14 protein-coding genes and 1 pseudogene are annotated in these 16,795 nt (G+C 71.7%); 7 read left to right on the forward strand and 8 right to left on the reverse strand.

All coding sequences use genetic code 11. The annotated features are described in order from the left end of the window. Positions 1-163: 163 nt before the first annotated feature. The 5 genes from ACFW47_RS00005 to ACFW47_RS00025 all read right to left on the reverse strand — a co-directional run bounded on the left by ACFW47_RS00005 (position 164) and on the right by ACFW47_RS00025 (position 7,317). On the reverse strand, positions 164-1,165 hold the full coding sequence (locus tag ACFW47_RS00005; protein WP_386282466.1) for a TerC family protein: 1,002 nt from the start codon (positions 1,163-1,165) through the stop codon (positions 164-166). Between the two features lie 260 nt (positions 1,166-1,425). Next, the gene (locus ACFW47_RS00010) at positions 1,426-3,462 is read right to left on the reverse strand and encodes a TerD family protein (RefSeq protein WP_386304114.1); all 2,037 of its coding nucleotides are present in this window, start codon (positions 3,460-3,462) and stop codon (positions 1,426-1,428) included. A gap of 71 nt (positions 3,463-3,533) precedes the next feature. Continuing rightward, positions 3,534-4,112, reverse strand: coding sequence for a TerD family protein (locus ACFW47_RS00015; RefSeq protein WP_386282470.1), 579 nt, complete (start codon positions 4,110-4,112; stop codon positions 3,534-3,536). A gap of 141 nt (positions 4,113-4,253) precedes the next feature. Continuing rightward, on the reverse strand, positions 4,254-6,398 hold the full coding sequence (gene uvrB / locus ACFW47_RS00020; RefSeq protein ID WP_386304116.1) for an excinuclease ABC subunit UvrB: 2,145 nt from the start codon (positions 6,396-6,398) through the stop codon (positions 4,254-4,256). 40 nt (positions 6,399-6,438) lie between these two features. Next, positions 6,439-7,317 (reverse strand): MHYT domain-containing protein, encoded by an 879-nt coding sequence (locus ACFW47_RS00025; protein WP_386282474.1) that lies wholly within the window; start codon positions 7,315-7,317, stop codon positions 6,439-6,441. A 291-nt stretch (positions 7,318-7,608) separates the two neighbouring features. Here ACFW47_RS00025 and ACFW47_RS00030 point away from each other — a divergent pair, with 291 nt between their 5' ends. Both ACFW47_RS00030 and ACFW47_RS00035 read left to right on the forward strand, forming a co-directional pair. Then, a complete protein-coding gene (locus ACFW47_RS00030; RefSeq protein WP_386282477.1) occupies positions 7,609-8,523 on the forward strand; it encodes a glycerophosphodiester phosphodiesterase in 915 nt (304 codons plus the stop codon). A gap of 33 nt (positions 8,524-8,556) precedes the next feature. Next, complete coding sequence (locus ACFW47_RS00035; RefSeq protein WP_386282480.1) at positions 8,557-9,111, forward strand: methylated-DNA--[protein]-cysteine S-methyltransferase; 555 nt, start codon at positions 8,557-8,559, stop codon at positions 9,109-9,111. Positions 9,112-9,143: 32 nt separating this feature from the next. Here ACFW47_RS00035 and ACFW47_RS00040 read toward each other — a convergent pair. Next, positions 9,144-9,529: pseudogene (locus tag ACFW47_RS00040) on the reverse strand (VOC family protein). Positions 9,530-9,712: 183 nt separating this feature from the next. Between ACFW47_RS00040 and ACFW47_RS00045 the strand changes: the two are divergent. Together ACFW47_RS00045 and ACFW47_RS00050 are read left to right on the forward strand one after the other, a co-directional pair. Then, positions 9,713-10,621 carry a pseudouridine-5'-phosphate glycosidase gene (locus ACFW47_RS00045; RefSeq protein WP_386282482.1) on the forward strand — a complete coding sequence of 303 codons (909 nt, stop codon included), beginning with the start codon at positions 9,713-9,715 and terminating at the stop codon, positions 10,619-10,621. Beyond that, positions 10,618-11,535: a carbohydrate kinase family protein gene (locus ACFW47_RS00050; protein WP_386282484.1), complete on the forward strand. Its 918-nt coding sequence runs from the start codon at positions 10,618-10,620 to the stop codon at positions 11,533-11,535. The genes ACFW47_RS00045 and ACFW47_RS00050 overlap by 4 nt, the downstream gene beginning before the upstream one ends. 170 nt (positions 11,536-11,705) lie before the next feature. On the opposite strand, the gene ACFW47_RS00055 is transcribed toward ACFW47_RS00050, so the two are convergent. After that, positions 11,706-12,500 carry a methyltransferase domain-containing protein gene (locus ACFW47_RS00055; RefSeq protein WP_386282486.1) on the reverse strand — a complete coding sequence of 265 codons (795 nt, stop codon included), beginning with the start codon at positions 12,498-12,500 and terminating at the stop codon, positions 11,706-11,708. Positions 12,501-12,721: 221 nt separating this feature from the next. On the opposite strand from ACFW47_RS00055, the gene ACFW47_RS00060 reads away from it, so the two are divergent. After that, positions 12,722-13,849 carry a magnesium and cobalt transport protein CorA gene (locus ACFW47_RS00060; protein WP_386304118.1) on the forward strand — a complete coding sequence of 376 codons (1,128 nt, stop codon included), beginning with the start codon at positions 12,722-12,724 and terminating at the stop codon, positions 13,847-13,849. A 23-nt stretch (positions 13,850-13,872) separates the two neighbouring features. On the opposite strand, the gene ACFW47_RS00065 is transcribed toward ACFW47_RS00060, so the two are convergent. Further along, positions 13,873-14,505, reverse strand: a complete 633-nt coding sequence (locus tag ACFW47_RS00065; RefSeq protein WP_386304121.1) for a uridine kinase — start codon at positions 14,503-14,505, stop codon at positions 13,873-13,875. 163 nt (positions 14,506-14,668) lie between these two features. Here ACFW47_RS00065 and ACFW47_RS00070 point away from each other — a divergent pair, with 163 nt between their 5' ends. Beyond that, positions 14,669-15,148 carry a DUF1772 domain-containing protein gene (locus tag ACFW47_RS00070; RefSeq protein ID WP_386304123.1) on the forward strand — a complete coding sequence of 160 codons (480 nt, stop codon included), beginning with the start codon at positions 14,669-14,671 and terminating at the stop codon, positions 15,146-15,148. A gap of 126 nt (positions 15,149-15,274) precedes the next feature. Continuing rightward, entirely contained in the window at positions 15,275-16,765 is a 1,491-nt protein-coding gene (locus ACFW47_RS00075; protein ID WP_386304125.1) for a glutamate synthase subunit beta, read from the forward strand. Positions 16,766-16,795 lie beyond the last annotated feature (30 nt).

A 16,795-nucleotide genomic window follows, 5' to 3' on the forward strand; every position in this document is an offset into this window, starting at 1 on the left:
CCCCTTCACATACACTCTATGCGTGGCGGGCTGCTTCTTTTTTTTATACCCCCCCGCCGGGGGTGCCCCCCCCCCCGCGCCCCCCACCGCACGCGGGGGGGGCGGCCCCCCCCCCCCCCCCGCTCCCGGTGGCTCCTGCCCGTGCTGGGGCGGGTACTTCCGGTCAGGCCTCGATGCTGTCCTTCGGGGCCTCGTCGCTCCTGCTCTCCGCGGCCTCCGCCTCGGCCTGCTTCTTGGAGGCTCGCAGGCTGGTGATCGTGGTGACGATCAGGACGGAGCAGATCACGCCGAGCGAGACCGGGATGCTGATCTCGGGGACGTGAACCCCGGACTCGTGCAGGGCGTGCAGCACCAGCTTGACGCCGATGAAGCCCAGGATGACCGACAGGCCGTAGGAGAGGTGCACCAGCTTCCTCAGCAGACCGCCGAGGAGGAAGTACAGCTGTCGCAGACCCATCAGGGCGAACGCGTTGGCCGTGAACACGATGTACGGGTCCTGGGTCAGGCCGAAGATCGCCGGGATGGAGTCGAGAGCGAAGAGCACGTCGGTGGTGCCGATCGCGAGCATCACGACCAGCATCGGGGTCATGACGCGCTTGCCGTTCTCCTCGATCCACAGCTTGGTGCCGTGGTAGCGGTCGGCGACGCCGAAGCGGCGCTCGGCCGCCTTGAGCAGCTTGTTCTCCTCGAACTCCTCGTCCTCCTCGTCGGCACGGGCCTCCTGGATGAGCTTCCAGGCCGTGTAGATCAGGAAGGCGCCGAAGATGTAGAAGACCCAGGCGAAGTTGGCGATGATCGCGGCACCCGCCGCGATGAAGACAGCCCTGAGGACCAGGGCTATGAGGACACCGATGAGGAGCACTCGCTGCTGGTACTGCGAGGGCACCGCGAACTTCGCCATGATCAGGATGAAGACGAAGAGGTTGTCCACGCTCAGGGACTTCTCGGTGATGAAGCCCGCGAAGAACTCGCCGGCGGGCTGGCCGCCGCCGAAGATGAGCAGGCCGACTCCGAAGAGGCCCGCCAGGGCGATCCAGACGGCCGTCCAGATCCCGGCCTCCTTGATCGATACGTCGTGCGGCTTGCGGCCGATGAAGAAGTCGGCCCCGATCAGGACGGCGAGGCCCACGACGGTCAGGACCCACAGGGTCACGGAAACTTCCACTACTACGCCTCCGGCAGTACGTCACACGGCAGATGTCAGCGTCGTCGCTGCCGGAGGTCTCTTCCACCCCGGGTGCCCGGGACGCGTGACGCGTCCGGAACCCACGGGCCGACGCCCCGGGATCTGGCCTGATCCGTATTGACGGGTACGCCGCAGTAGTTGGCAGGGAGTACTCCCCTCCGTACGGACGACAGTACCCCATTCCCCAAGGGAAGGTAAAGAGATTTGCAAATAAAGCCCAAGAGGGCAGCTCAGGGCCTTTACCGACGCCACGAACGGCGGGCTGCGGCGACCTGCTCGAGCACGTGCCGGAGCACCTGGCTGCCGGGCGGGACGAGCGAGGGCTCGTACGTCCAGGCGTGCCCCACCCACGGGTCGGCGAGGTGGTCGTCGGCGACGGGCGTCAACCGGAGCAGCGACCGCCACAGCGGGTCGAGCAGCGGCCCGTACCCGGCGGAGTCCTCACGGTCGGCGACCAGCATCAGGTGGACTCCGACGGCCGGTCCCTCGTCGGCGAGGTAGCGCAGCTGGTTCACCGCCCGGTCGTCGAAACCGTGCGGGAAGTCGTTGACGATGAGGAGCTGCTGGGACGTGTCCAGGCCGGGCGGGAGCGCGTCGGGAGCGCCACCGCGCAACGCCATCTGCACCAGGTCGACGCGCTGGGTGAGGCGCGTGAGCACGTCCGCGGTCCCGGCGGCGCCCAGGGCCGGCGGGGCGTCGAGCACCCCGGAGTGCACCAGGGGTGCCAGCGGCTGTGTCCCCGATCCGGCCGGGTCGACGACGTGCACGGTGAACTCGCCCGCCGGGTAGACGGCGAGCAGCCGGGCCGCGTGGGCGACCGCGGTCTCCAGGCCCAGGCGCCGGGTCTCGTGCGGGTCGGTGTACGCGCCGTCCAGCGAGGCCGCGCGTCCGCTGTCGATCCACAGGCCGCGCTCCAGCGGTAGCCGGACCAGCAGCGGAATGCGTATGCGGTCCGCCTCGGACAGATGGAGATCGCCCAGCCTGACGGCCATGGGGATCTCCATGGGCACGCGGTAGGCGTGCCAGACGGGGCTGTCCCAGCGCGCGTAGGCCGCCGGCAGGGCCGGCTCGACGACCTCGGCCTCGGCCTCCAGCTGGGTCACGTCCCGCTCCAGGGCCTCCGCGGCCTGTGCCACGAGCTGCTCGTACCGGGCGCGGGCCGCCTCCCGGGCGGCGTCGCCCTGACCGCCGATCCGGCTGCGCGGGTCGGACAGGACCTGGTCGAGCTCCTTCTCCATGCGTGAGTCCGCGAAGTCCACGGCGCTGCGGTAGGCGGCGGTGGTGCGGGCCAGGTCCTCGAACATGCCCCAGACCTGGTTGTAGAGCCGCTCCTCCATGGACCAGCCGGTGGCGTCGCCCGCGACGGGGGGCGCGGGCTCCCCGGGTGCGGTCGGGGGCGTGGCCGGCGGGGGCGGGGGCGGAGCGCCGTGCTGCCGACGGGGGTGGCTGTAGTCGATGGGACCGCCGCCGGTGGCCGCGGACGGCTGGCGGGTCACGGAGGAGTCCGCCGTGGCGGCCGGGTACGGCTGTGGCGCGGCGTGCTGTCCCGGGGTCGCGGGTGTCTGCCGTGCCGGCGGGCCTTGGGGGTCGGTCTGCGGCGTGGGTGGCACGCCCCCCGTGGCGCCGTGGGCCGCGGCCGTGCCGGGGTCGTGCGCCGAGGCGGTGGCGGGCCGGGAGCGGTCGCCGTCGGGAGTGCGGGACGAGGGGGCCGGCACCGAACGCGCCAGACCGCGGGCCACCGCGTCCTGGATGTCGTCGGCGAGGCGGTGGGCCCCGGGCAGGTTCTGGTCGGTGAGCAGCTCTGCGAGCCCGCCCGCGTAGCCCTGGCCGACGGCACGCACCTTCCAGGCGCCCTGGCGCCGGTAGAGCTCCAGCGCGACGACGGCGGACTCGGCCTCCAGGCCGGTGAGGGTGTAACTGGCGACCTCGTCGCCGTCGAGGCCCGTGACGGCGACAAAGGGGGCGGCCACGGCTCCGAAGCGGGCCGGTCCCCGGCCGCCGATGGGCAGGGCGAGCAGCACGCTGACGCGGTGCACGGCGTCCGGGACCGCGTCCAGGTCGACCGCGAGGCGGTGGTCGGCGGCGGCCTGCCGGGAGACCTCCACACCAGGCAGGGTGGGCGCGCCCGGGTGGGCCACCCCCTCGACGCCGTGGACCTCGCCGTTCTCGTCGCCGAGCGTGGCTCCGGCCACGACCGGCGTGCCGGCCGAGACCCGGATCTCCAGGCGAGCCCGGGGAAGCGGGTGGTTCTGTCCCCGCGTCAGCTCGGCCGTCATCGCCTTTCCCCCTGTGTCACTCGTGCTCACTCGGCGGCTGTGTCACTCGGCGGCGCTCGTGCTTGCGTCCGCTACAGGACCGGCAGGATCGCCGGCATCAGGTCCTGGAAGGTGCGGCCGTTGGCCGGGGAGCCGATGGCGGTCATCGACCAGCCCTGCCCCACCCGGTGCACCTTCGCCATGATCTGGGCCGTGAAGGCGCCCCCGCCGGCCAGTGTGTAGCGGGCGAGCTCCTGCCCGTTGGTCTCGTCGACCAGGCGGCAGAACGCGTTCTGCACTTCCTGGAAGGTCTGGCCCGTGAAGGAGTTCACGGTGAAGACGATCTGGTCGATGTGGACGGGGACGCGCTGCAGGTCGACGAGGATCGCCTCGTCGTCACCGCCCTGGCCGACGCCGCCGACGAGGTTGTCCCCGGTGTGGCGCACCGAGCCGTCGTCGCTCACCAGGTGACGGAAGAAGACGACGTCGACGGGCTGCTTCTCCGCGAACAGGACGGCGGAGGCGTCCAGGTCGATCTCCCGCGTGCGCGAACCGAACAGGCCGCGCCGGGGAGCCGCCTGCCAGCCGAGACCCATGCGCACCGACGTCAGGCTGCCGCCGTCGTCCTTCTGCAGACTGATGGCCTGACCCTTGGTCATATTGACGGTCACGCGCTGATCCCCTCTCGAGCTGTCCCCTGTTGCCGCGGCGCCCGCGGTTGACCAGAACCCTACGCAGGGGCACGGACAGCGCCCCACCCAGGACCGCACTTTGTGTCGGTCTTGCAACACAGCGCGTGCCCGGGTGGGCCGTCAGGCCAGACCTGCCTCCTTCATCTGGCGCAGTTCCTTCTTCATCTCGGAGACCTCGTCACGCAGCCGGGCCGCGATCTCGAACTGGAGGTCCGCGGCGGCGGCCCGCATACGGGTGGTGAGGTCCTCGATCTGCGCGGCCAGCTCCGCCGCCGGACGGTCGGTCACCGGCGTCTCCTTGGCCTTGCCCCTGCCCTTGGCCGCCTTGCCGCCGGTTGCCGTCTCGCCGCCCAGGGAGGGGACGGGGGCCTTGGCTCCCTTGCCGTCCTTGGTCTGGCGGTAGCCAGAGCCGAGCAGTTGCTCGGTGTCGATGTCCTCGCGGGCGATCTGCGCGACGATGTCGTTGATCTTCTTGCGGAGGGGCTGCGGGTCGATGCCGTTCGCCTGGTTGAACGCGATCTGCTTCTCGCGACGGCGGTTGGTCTCGTCGATCGCCTTCTCCATCGCCGGCGTGATCTTGTCGGCGTACATGTGGACCTGGCCGGACACGTTGCGCGCGGCACGGCCGATGGTCTGGATCAGCGAGGTGCCGGAGCGCAGGAAGCCCTCCTTGTCGGCGTCCAGGATCGCCACCAGGGAGACCTCCGGCAGGTCGAGACCTTCCCTGAGCAGGTTGATGCCGACCAGGACGTCGTACTCGCCGACGCGCAGCTCACGCAGCAGTTCCACGCGGCGCAGGGTGTCGACGTCGCTGTGCAGGTAGCGGACCTGGATGCCGAGCTCCAGGAAGTAGTCGGTGAGGTCCTCGGCCATCTTCTTGGTGAGCGTGGTGACCAGGACGCGCTCGTCCTTCTCGGTCCGCGTGCGGATCTCGTGCACCAGGTCGTCGATCTGGCCCTCGGTGGGCTTGACGACGACCTCCGGGTCGACGAGGCCCGTGGGGCGGATGATCTGCTCGACGGCGCCGTCCGAACGGGAGAGCTCATAGGCGCCCGGGGTGGCCGACAGGTACACGGTCTGCCCGATGCGCTCCTGGAACTCCTCCCACTTCAGCGGGCGGTTGTCGAGGGCGGAGGGCAGCCGGAAACCGTGGTCGACCAGGGTCCGCTTGCGGGAGGCGTCGCCCTCGTACATGGCGCCGATCTGCGGCACGGTGACGTGCGACTCGTCGATGACGAGCAGGAAGTCGTCCGGGAAGTAGTCCAGCAGGGTGTTCGGCGGGGAGCCGGGTGAGCGGCCGTCGAAGTGCATCGAGTAGTTCTCCACGCCGGAGCAGGAACCGATCTGGCGCAGCATCTCGATGTCGTACGTGGTGCGCATCCGCAGCCGCTGCGCCTCCAGGAGCTTGCCCTGCTTCTCCAGCTCGGTCAGGCGCTCGGCGAGCTCCTTCTCGATGTCGTTGACGGCCCGCTCCAGGCGCTCGGGGCCCGCGACGTAGTGGGAGGCCGGGAAGACGTACAGCTGCTGGTCGTCGCTGATGATCTCGCCGGTGACCGGGTGGAGGGTGGACAGGGCCTCGATCTCGTCGCCGAACATCTCGATCCGGACGGCCAGCTCCTCGTAGACCGGGAAGATCTCGATGGTGTCGCCGCGGACCCGGAAGGTGCCGCGGGTGAAGGCCATGTCGTTGCGCGTGTACTGGATGTCCACGAAGCGGCGCAGCAGCTCGTCCCGGTCGTACTCCTCGCCGACCCGGAGGGGGACCATGCGGTCGACGTACTCCTGCGGGGTGCCGAGGCCGTAGATGCAGGAGACGGAGGCGACCACGACGACGTCGCGTCGGGTGAGCAGCGAGTTGGTCGCGGAGTGCCGCAGTCGCTCGACCTCCTCGTTGATCGAGGAGTCCTTCTCGATGTAGGTGTCCGACTGCGGGACGTACGCCTCGGGCTGGTAGTAGTCGTAGTACGAGACGAAGTACTCGACGGCGTTGTTCGGCAGGAGCTCTCGGAACTCGTTCGCCAGCTGGGCGGCCAGGGTCTTGTTGGGCGCCATCACGAGGGTGGGGCGCTGGAGCTTCTCGATCATCCACGCGGTGGTGGCGGACTTGCCGGTGCCGGTCGCGCCGAGGAGGACGACGTCCTTCTCGCCTGCTTCGACACGCCGGGCCAGCTCGGCGATGGCCGCCGGCTGGTCGCCGTTGGGCTGGTACGGACTGACGACCTCGAAGGGCGCCACCGTGCGTTCGATCTGGGAAACGGGCCGCATGGGTTCCACCGTACGACCCCGCACTGACAACCGGTCCGGATCAGCGGTTCTGCGGGGTGCGGGAGCGGCGGTGGACGAGGGGGCGGCGGGTTCGCAGCGCCGGTGGGTGCGCCCGGCGGGGGACCGTGCGCGGGGCCACGGTGTGGGCGGGGATGCCCGGCTTCCGTTCGACGGGGGCCCCGGCGGGTTTGCCCGTGACCATCAGCGGATCGAACATCACCACCACGGCTGCGAGGAGGAGGAAGGCGAGAGGACCGATCAGCATCGGGGCGAGCAGTTCCGCGGGGGACCCGCCGGTGCCGGGGTCGGACGTGCCGTGGAGGTGGACCTCCAGGGCGGCCATGCCGGTGTAGTGCATGCCGGTGACGGCCAGTCCCATGACGAGGCTCGCTCCGACGCTCCACAGGAAGCCCCGGACCTGTCCGGCCGCCCACAGGGCGGCGGTGGCGGCGGCCATGGCTATGACGACGGACACGGCCACGGTGAAGGTGTTGTACGTCAGCTGCCCGTCCAGGCGCATACCCGCCATGCCCAGGTAGTGCATCGAGGCGATGCCCAGGCCGGTGATGGTGCCGCCGGTGAACAGGGCCGTTCCCCGCGCCCCCCGGTAGCCGACGATGAAGATTCCCACGCCCACCATGACGATGGCGACGGCCAGGCTGGCGAAGGTCATCAGCCAGTCGTAGCGGACCGGCGTGTGTTCGATCGTGAACCCCATCATCGCGACGAAGTGCATGGTCCAGATCCCGGAGCCGATCGCCGCCGAGCCGAGGGCGAGCCACCCGGGACGCCAGGAGCGGGCGACCCGCAGGGATCTGGTGGTGCAGCACAGCCCGAGGGCACCGCCGAGGCAGGCCATGAGGTAGGCCACCAGCGGTGTGACCAGTCCGTAACTGAATCCGTCGACCGTGCCTTGCATCTGCGGCCGCCCTTCCGCGTTCTTGCTGCCCGGATACACCCCGGAATTTCCTGATGTACCCCCCCTCCCAGGACCGGTTGAGACGCCCAGGGTCGAGGCAGAGAGTATGACTCCCACCGGAATGGTCGAACGATTCTCCTGCAAAGAATCACGGCCTTGCCCCACTTGTGCCGCCCCGGTGTGCGGAGTTGAGCATCTCCATTCAGCCTGCGGCCACTCCGCACCCCTCTCCTGTTGACTCTCTGATGTCACAGTGATGCTGTCCGTGATCGCTCGACGCGAGGAGCACGCATGTACGCACGCGCAGTCGCCGTGACGACCACCGCGTTCCTGGGGGTTGCCCTGCTGACCCCCCTCTCCCACGCCCGGGCCCCCCAGAGCGGTGAGGACGACGGGCCCGTGGTCGTCGCCCACCGGGGTGCTTCCGGGTACGCCCCGGAGAACACGCTGGCCGCCGTGGACCGGGCCGCCGAGCTGGGCATCCGCTGGGTCGAGAACGACGTCCAGCGCACCAGGGACGGGGAACTCGTGGTCCTCCACGACGACAGCCTGCGACGCACGACCGACGTGGAGGAGGTCTTCCCCGACCGCTCGCCGTGGAAGGTGAAGGACTTCACCGCCGCGGAGATCGCCAGGCTGGACGCGGGGAGCTGGTTCGGTCCCGAGTACGCGGGCGCGCGCGTGCCGACGCTGGAGCAGTACGTGGAGCGTGTGGAGCACAACCACCAGAAGCTGCTCCTGGAGCTGAAGAACCCCGAGCTGTACCCCGGCATCGAGCAGCAGACCCTCAAGGTGCTCGCCAATGAGGGCTGGCTCGACCGGCGGCACCTGGCGGGCCGGCTGGTCGTGCAGAGCTTCAGCGCGGACAGCATCCGGACCGTCCACGAGCTCAAGCCTGCCGTCAAGACCGGATTCCTCGGCACGCCGTCCGTGTCGGACCTGCCCGAATACGCGGAGTTCGCCGACCAGATCAACCCCTCGCACGGCTCGCTCTCCATGAGCTACGTCTCCTCCGTCCACGCGTTCACGGGGCCGCACGGCCGTCCGATGGAGGTCCTGACCTGGACGGTCGACGACGCGGCCACCGCCCGGCGGGTCGCCGGGTACGACGTCGACGGCATCATCACCAACAAGCCCGACGTGGTGCGCGAGGCCGTGGGTGAGGACGAGGACGAGAACCGGGGCGGTCTCCTCACCGGGTGGTGACCCGTTGTCAGTGGCCGGCCGTACCGTGGGCGCATGGACAGCAATGGGCAGTACGAGCAGCGGATCGTGTGGACCGTCGTCGACACCGGCATCGGTCCACTGCTGCTGGCCGCCACCCGCGACGGCCTGGTCAACGTCGTGTTCCACGCCACCGGCGCCGTGCGCGGCCGGGCCCTCGAGAGGCTGGCGGCCCGGCTCGGCACGGAGCCCGTCGAGGCGCCCGGCTCCCCACTGCTGACCGAGGCGATACGGCAGGTGGAGGCGTACTTCGCGGGCCGACGGCGTGACTTCGACCTGCCTCTTGACTGGTCGCTGATCTCGGGCTTCAACCGGGAGGTGCTGCGCGAGCTGGCGTCCGGCGTCCCCTACGGCTCGGTCGTCGGTTACGGCGACCTCGCCGGCCGGGTCGGTCAGCCGGGCGCCGCTCAGGCGGTGGGCACGGCCATGGGGGCCAATCCGCTGCCGGTCGTCGTGCCGTGCCACCGGGTCGTCGGCAGTGACGGCGGCATCGGCGGGTTCGGGGGCGGTGTGGACACCAAACGGCAATTGCTCGCGCTGGAGGGTGTGCTGCCCGAGCCGCTGTTCTGAACGGCCGGCCGCCGGGCGTGGCGGTGGGCGGGCTACTCGTGGTGCCGTGCCTCGATGATGTTGCCGTCCGGGTCTCCCAAGTAGAAGCTGCGCTTCGCCAGGCCGCGTGCGCCATAGGAGTCGTGCGAGAGCTCGGACACCGGAACGGACTGCTCCGTCAGGCGGGCGCGGAGTGCGTCGAAGTCGTGGGTGACAGGGACACGCGGATGTGGTTGACGGGGTGGCCCGCACTCGTGTCGGCGCCGGGGATCATTCGCATCCGTTCCGCCATGGAACGGGGCGCGAGATCGAGGATGGTCTCCTCGTTGAGGCGCACGGGGGGAAAGCTCACGGTTCCCGCGGCGTGCTCGGTGACCCGCAGGGGCTCCGTCCCCAGGGTCTTCTCGTAGAACGCGGCCGCGGCGACCGGGTCGCGCACCCAGAGGACTACGTGGCCGAGGCGTGTCTTGTGGTCCGTCGTGCGCCCAGACTCGTTTCCTCCCGAGCGGGCCGCAAGAGGCCGCTGGGGAGCCGGGGAAGTCCGGCCCGCCCCCGGCTGCGGGTTTGGTCCGCTCCCGTGCCCGCCAGAGATGAGGAAGGACCGACGACAGGAGGCGGACGCGTGAACCTGGTGGTGTCGGAAGAGGTACGGGCGGCGATCGGCGCGCGCCGCCCCGTGGTGGCCCTGGAGTCCACGATCATCGCGCACGGGCTGCCACGCCCGCGCAATCTCCGGGTGGCGCGGGAACTGGAGGAGGCGGTCCGGGAGGAGGGTGCGATACCGGCGACGATCGCCGTGCTGGACGGACGGCCGCACGTCGGCCTGGACAAACAGCAGTTGGAGCGGGTGGCGAACGAGGACGGCATCCGCAAGCTGGGTCACCGGGACCTGCCGCTCGCGGTGGCCACCGGCGCGAGCGGAGCGACCACCGTGTCGGCGACCGCCCTGCTGGCGGAGCTGGCAGGCGTGCGGGTGTTCGCGACCGGCGGCCTCGGCGGCGTGCACCGGGAGTGGACGGCCACGCAGGACGAGTCCGCCGACCTGGGCCTGCTGGCGCGCACCCGGATCACGGTGGTCTGCGCGGGAGTGAAGTCCATCCTGGACGTGCCGGCGACCCTGCAGCGACTGGAGACACTGGGCGTCGCGGTGGCGGGTTTCGGTACGGACCGTTTCCCCGGCTTCTACCTGTCCGACTCGGGACACCCGGTGGACTGGACGCTGGACACCCCGACGCAGGTGGCGGCCGTCATGCGGGCGCAGGACTCGCTGCGCGGGCCGCGGTCCGCTCTCGTCGTCGCCAACCCCGTCCCCGAGGAGGAGCAGCTGGATCCCGCGCTCCACGCTCGGGTCCTCGCCGACGCGCTGCGGGCGTGCGAGACGGAGGGGATCACGGGCCAGGCGGTCACTCCCTTCCTCCTCGCCCACCTGGTACGGCACACCGACGGCGCGTCACTGGAGGCCAATCTGGCGGCGGTGCGCGGGAACGTACGGCTGGCGGCACGCATCGCGGCGGCCTGGGCAGGGGCATGACCGCGGGACGGGGCGGCGCGCTGCTGGTCGTCGGGGACGTGGTGACGGACGTCGTCGCCCGGCACCGGGGACCGTTGGCCACCGGCACGGACACGGCCGCCGCGATCCACCGGCTGCCGGGCGGGGCGGGTGCCAACGTGGCCTGCTGGGCCGCGTACGGCGGGTGCCGGGACGTCCGGCTGCTGGGACGGGTCGGTTCGGACGCGGCGGGCTGGCACCGGCGGGAGCTGACGGCCCTCGGCGTGCGTCCCCACCTGGTCGTCGACGGGAGCGCACCGACGGGGACGGTGATCTGCCTGGTCGACACGGGTGCCGCGGCCGAGCGGACGTTCCTGACGGACAGCGGGGCGTCCCTTCGGCTGGAGCCCGGTGACTGGTCGGACGGGCTGCTCGACGGTGCCGCCCGGCTGCACCTGTCGGGCTACCTCCTGTTCTCGGAGCCGAGCCGCGCCCTGGTGCCGGTCGCCCTGGCCGCCGCACGCGCGCGCGGGGTCCCGGTGAGTCTGGATCCGGCGTCGGCCGGGTTCCTCACCGAGCTGGGCGTCGACCGGTTCCTCGACCTGGTCGAGGGAGTGGACGTCCTGCTCCCCAGCCGTGCCGAGGCGTGCCTGCTGACCGGGTTGCCCGACCCGGTCGACGCCGCGGCGAAGCTGAGCCGGCACGTTCCGTTGGTGATCGCCAAGCAGGGAGCGGAGGGGGCCCTGGTGGCCCGGTCCGGCACCGTGTGCGCGCGGGTCCCCGCCGTCCCGGCGTCGCCACGGGACAGCACCGGCGCCGGCGACGCCTTCACCGGAGCGTTCCTCGCCGCCCTCCTCACGGGCGTGCCCCCCGAGGAGGCGGCCGCCGCGGGGTGCCGGGCGGGAGCGAGGGCGGTCGAGCGGGTGGGGGCGAGGCCTCCGGGGGCGGAGGACTGAGGGCCGACGGTATGTACCGGCGGGGACGGGACGTCGACGGCGACCGGGACTCCCGTACCCAGCGTGCCGCACCGTTCGGGAGAACGGGGAGCCTCGTGGACCGTCGGCGGCCCGCGGCATCCGTCGTACGCGGCCGACGACAGCCGCCGGCCGGCCCGAGCGCCGCTCCTCTACGCCTTGCGTCCCCATGCGGAGATCATCGGCGCAGTCGCCAGGTCCATGCTGCCCGACGCCACGTTCGCGAGGTGCCGGTCGATGTCGTCGTGGGTGGCCACACCCGCGGCGACCAGTTGGTCGCGGACCTGACGGACCGTCGCGGACTCCAGAGCGGCGCACGCGGGCGAGGTGACCGGGAAGTAGGCGTCGGCCTCCACGCGGCGCAGCCCCGCCTCCCGGAGCAGCCGCGGGATCCGGCGGCCGTAGGACAGGTCGGCGCCGCGACGGGCCAGCAACTGGCGGAAGCCGTGCCGCAGCCGGTTGGCCAACTGCTGCTCGGGACCGTGCTCGTCGGGGCAGAGCAGGGGCTGCAGCGCGGGGTCGGCGTCCTCGACCAGGAGTCGGCCACTCGGCCGCAGAGCCCGGATCATGGACCGCAGTGCCCGCTCGCGGTCCGGAACATGGACCAGTACGAGCCGGGCGTGCACCAGGTCGAAGCCCTCGCCCGGCGGTTCCTCCGCGCCCACGTCGTGCACGCGCACCTCGACGGGAGGACGGCCGGCCGGTGCGACCCGCGAGGTGTCGATGTCCGTGGCGAGGACCCTGCCGGTCGGCCCGACCCTCTTGGCCAGCCAGGACACCACGGAGGTGCCTCCGGCCCCGACCTCCCAGCAGCGCCACCCGGGCCCCACGCCGAGCGCTTGGAGGTGTCGGAAGGTCGTGGGGTCGAAGAGGGTGGCGAAGGCGTCGAAACGCTCCCCCGCCTCGGTCTGCCGGTTGTCGAGGAGGTATCCGTCGGTTCGCGTCATGCGACGATCATCCCAGTTGTCCCGCTTGCCCGAAGCGGTCGACGCTCCGACCGCGGGACAGGACCGGGCCGGACGAGGCTCCGGACCACCCGTCCACAGCCGGGAACAAAGCGGAATGCTCCCTGTCCACAGGCTCGTCCGCCGTCCGCGCCGGCCTGGCAGACTGGCGCGCCAAGGCGCGGGCAAGCACGGCGCGAGGGGACGCACACGGGGAGACACGGATGACGATGGCAGGCAATCTGCGGAAGGTCACGGGCCTGGGACGGACCGGCGGCCTCCGCAAGGTGGCACGGCTGGCCCGGCGGCGCCCGCGGGTGGACCTGAGCCACCCGGTGCGCTCGCCGCTGGGCTCCTCGGTGGTGAACTGCGTGACCTACCGGGACGGTGTCCGCATCCCCGAGGGCGGCGACCCGGTCCGGGTCGTGGAGCGGATGCGCAGGCGGGGCGGCGGTTTCGTCTGGCTGGGTCTGCACGAGCCGACGGACCAGGAGTTCGCGGGCGTGGCAGACCTCTTCGACCTGCATCCACTGGCGGTCGAGGACGCGATCGAAGCCCACCAGCGCCCGAAGATGGAGCGGTACGGCGAGACGCTCTTCGCCGTGTTCAAGACCGTCTGCCACGTGGAGCACGACCAGCTCACGGCCACGAGCGAGGTGGTGAGCACCGGCGACATCATGGTCTTCGTCGGCCAGGACTTCGTGATCACCGTGCGACACGGGCGGCACGGCTCACTGGGCCCACTCCGGGAAGGGCTGGAGTCCGACCCGGTGCAGCTCGCCAAGGGGCCGTCGGCGGTGCTGCACGCGATCGCGGACCATGTGGTGGACGACTTCCTCAGTGTCATCGAGGCCTTCCAGGCGGACATCGACCATGTCGAGACGGAGGTGTTCGCGGAGCACGGCGCCCGGGTCGACCCGGGCCGGATCTACCAGCTCAAACGGGAGCTCCTGGAGCTGCGGCGGGCCGTGGTGCCGCTCGGCCGGCCGCTGGACGAGCTGGCCACGCGGCCGGCCCGGGTGGTCGAGCCGGAGATACAGGCGTACTTCCGCGACGTCGCCGACCATCTCCTGCGGGCCACGGAGCAGATCGCGGCGTTCGACGAACTGCTCAACTCCATCCTCCAGGCGCACCTCGCCCGGGTGACGGTCGCGCAGAACGAGGACATGCGGAAGATCACCGCCTGGGCCGCGATCATCGCCGTGCCCACGATGGTCTGCGGGGTGTACGGCATGAACTTCGACCACATGCCGGAACTCGGCTGGCGGTACGGCTACGGCATGGTCATCGCCGCCATAGCCGTCGCCTGCGTGACGCTGCACCGGGGGTTCCGGCGCAACGGCTGGCTCTGAGCGGGAGTGAACCGGCCGGCGGCTCAGCCGCTCCACGCGGGGTGCCGCGGATCATCCGTGCGCACCAGGACGTCGGCGGTGGCCGAGGGGTCGGTCTCCTCCTCGTAGCGCTCGAAGGCGGGGAGGGTCCAGTGCTCGGAGTCGGGAGTGCGGCGGCGCAGGGCCCCCGGGGTGAGGACGAGGTGGACGCTGAGGTCGAAGGGGAACCAGTGGCGCAGCAGGAAAGGGCCGTGCAGCAGCAGCGCGCCGCCGGACGGGAGGTGGACGTAGGGGCTGCGGGTGGCGCGGTCGGTGACCGGGTCCCACAGGTCCGGCAGCACACGTCCGTCACCGCCGGGTCCGAGCGGGTCGAAGACCTCCCGCCACAGAGCACCCGTGTCGTACCAGCCGCTGTAGTAGGACTCCGAGTCCTGATGCCCGTACTCCAGTCGGACCGAGGCGGGGCGCAGGAAGCCCTCGGTTCCGACGACGAGGGAGGGGCGTCCGCGGATCCGCAGCGCTTCGGACACCCGCTGGGCGAGTTCACCGGGGCGGGCGGCCGGGGCGCCGTCGAAGGCGACGCGTGGCCGGTCGCCGCCGTCGGCGGGCTCCAGGTCGAGCAGGCGCTCGGCGAGCAGGTCGCCGAGCCTTTCCCAGGTGATCGCTTCCAGTCGCACCCGCCCATGATGCTCCGCCCACCCGTCCGCCCGCGTGGACGCTCGCACATGCGCCCGCGCCGACCGGCCATGGTCACCATGGCCGCACCGAAGTTGACTTGGGATCGTCGACGGCCGCCGGTACCGCGCGGGCATCGACTCGACGGGTGGGAGTTGACAGGACATGATCGACGGACCGTACTTCGTGCTGACGGTGCTGGGCGTGCTCGGCACCGGCCTGACGGCAGGCGTCTTCTGCGCCTTCTCGACGTTCGTGATGCGAGGGCTCGCGGCGCTCCCTCCCGCGCAGGGGGTCGCCGCGATGAACTCGATCAACACGGCCGCGGTGAGACCGCCTTTCATGCTCGTGTTCCTCGGGACGGCGGTGCTGGCCGCGGCGATCGCCGTGGTGACGTTCGTGCTGTGGCCGGCCGGGGCCGCGGTGGAGCTGCTGCTGGGCAGCGCGCTCCATCTCCTCGGGTCGTTCGGGGTGACCGCGGCCGCCAACGTGCCGCGCAACACCGCGCTGCTCCGGCTGGAGCCGGGCACCGCGGAGGCGGCCGGTCAGTGGCCGACGTACGTCCGCCGGTGGACGGCGTGGAACCACGTCCGTACGGTCGCCTCTGCCGCCGCCGCGGTGGCGTACGTGCTCGCCCTCGTCTGAGAGGGCGGGCGCCACCGGCGAGAGCCGCGGGCACTCTGCGCGCGGGGCCGGTGGGCCGTATCGTGGCCGCAGGACGAACACCGCCCCGACCGCGCACGGCCGGCCCCGCAGGCAAGGAAGACGGTCATGGCCGATCCCAAGGGTTTCCTGACCACGCCCCGCCAGGAGTGGCCCCGAAGGCCGGTCGGGCAGCGGGTGCGGGACTGGGACGAGGTGTACGTGCCCGGGGCCCTGCTGCCGATCGTCGGTCCGCAGGCCGACCGCTGCATGGACTGCGGCGTCCCCTTCTGCCACGAGGCGTGCCCGCTCGGCAACCTGATCCCGGAGTGGAACGACCTGGTCGCCCGTTCGGACTGGCGGGCGGCGAGCGACCGGCTGCACGCCACGAACAACTTCCCCGAGTTCACCGGCCGGCTCTGCCCGGCGCCGTGCGAGGCGGGCTGTGTGCTCGCCATCAACCAGCCGGCCGTCACGATCAAGAACGTCGAGTGCGCGATCGCCGACAAGGCATGGGAGGAGGGGTTCACCCCGCCGCGGCCGCCGGACCGGCTGTCCGGCAGGACGGTTGCGGTGATCGGGTCGGGACCCACCGGGCTCGCGGCGGCGCAGCAGCTCACCCGGGCGGGTCACACGGTCGCCGTCTACGAGCGGGACGACAGGATCGGCGGGCTGATGCGGTACGGCATCCCCGAGTTCAAGATGGAGAAGCACCATCTGGAGCGGCGCATCGGGCAGATGCGGGCCGAGGGAACACGGTTCCGTACGTCGACGGCCGTCGGCCGGGACGTGGACGCCGCCGGACTGCGTGCCCGCTACGACGCGGTGGTGGTCGCCACCGGGGCGACCGCGCGGCGCGAACTGGCCGTGCCCGGCCGGGAGCTGGCCGGTGTCCACCAGGCGATGGAGTACCTGCCCCTGACCAACCGGGTGTGCGAGGGCGATCTGCAGCGCTCTCCGCTGTCGGCAGCCGGGAAGCACGTCGTCATCGTGGGCGGTGGTGACACGGGCGCGGACTGTCTCGGTACGGCGGTGCGGGAGGGGGCCGCGTCCGTCACCCAGCTGGACATCTACGCGCGGCCGGGCTCGGAGCGCGACGAGGAGGCCGAGCCGTGGCCGACCTGCCCACGGCTGTACCGGCTGTCGGCCGCCCACGAGGAGGCACGTGACCTGCGGTCCGCACCGGCGGCGGACGCGGACGCGCGGCTGTTCGCGGCGTCCACGCTCCGTTTCACCGGCGACGCCGAGGGACATGTGCGGTCGCTGCACCTGGTCGCCGTGGACGCCGGCCGTCGGCCGCTGCCCGGCACCGAACGCTCACTCCCCGCCGACCTCGTCCTCCTCGCCCTCGGCTTCTCGGGGCCGGACCGGGAGGACGGGCTGGTCGGCGGGCTGGGACTGGAGATGGAGCCCCGGGGCACGATCGCCCGGGACCGGGGGTTCGCGACCAACGTCCCAGGCGTGTTCGCGGCCGGGGACGCGGCGCGCGGGCAGTCGCTCGTCGTGTGGGCGATCGCGGAGGGGCGGGCGGTGGCGGCGGCAGTCGACCGTCATCTGTCCGGCGGCAGTACTCGGCTGCCGGCACCGATCGGCCCGTACGACCGGCCGATGACGGCCTGAGTGCCCGCTGAAAGCTCCCTCCGACAAGGT

The sequence above is a fragment of the Streptomyces sp. NPDC058796 genome, assembly GCF_042745235.1.
Taxonomy (GTDB): Bacteria; Actinomycetota; Actinomycetes; order Streptomycetales; family Streptomycetaceae; genus Streptomyces.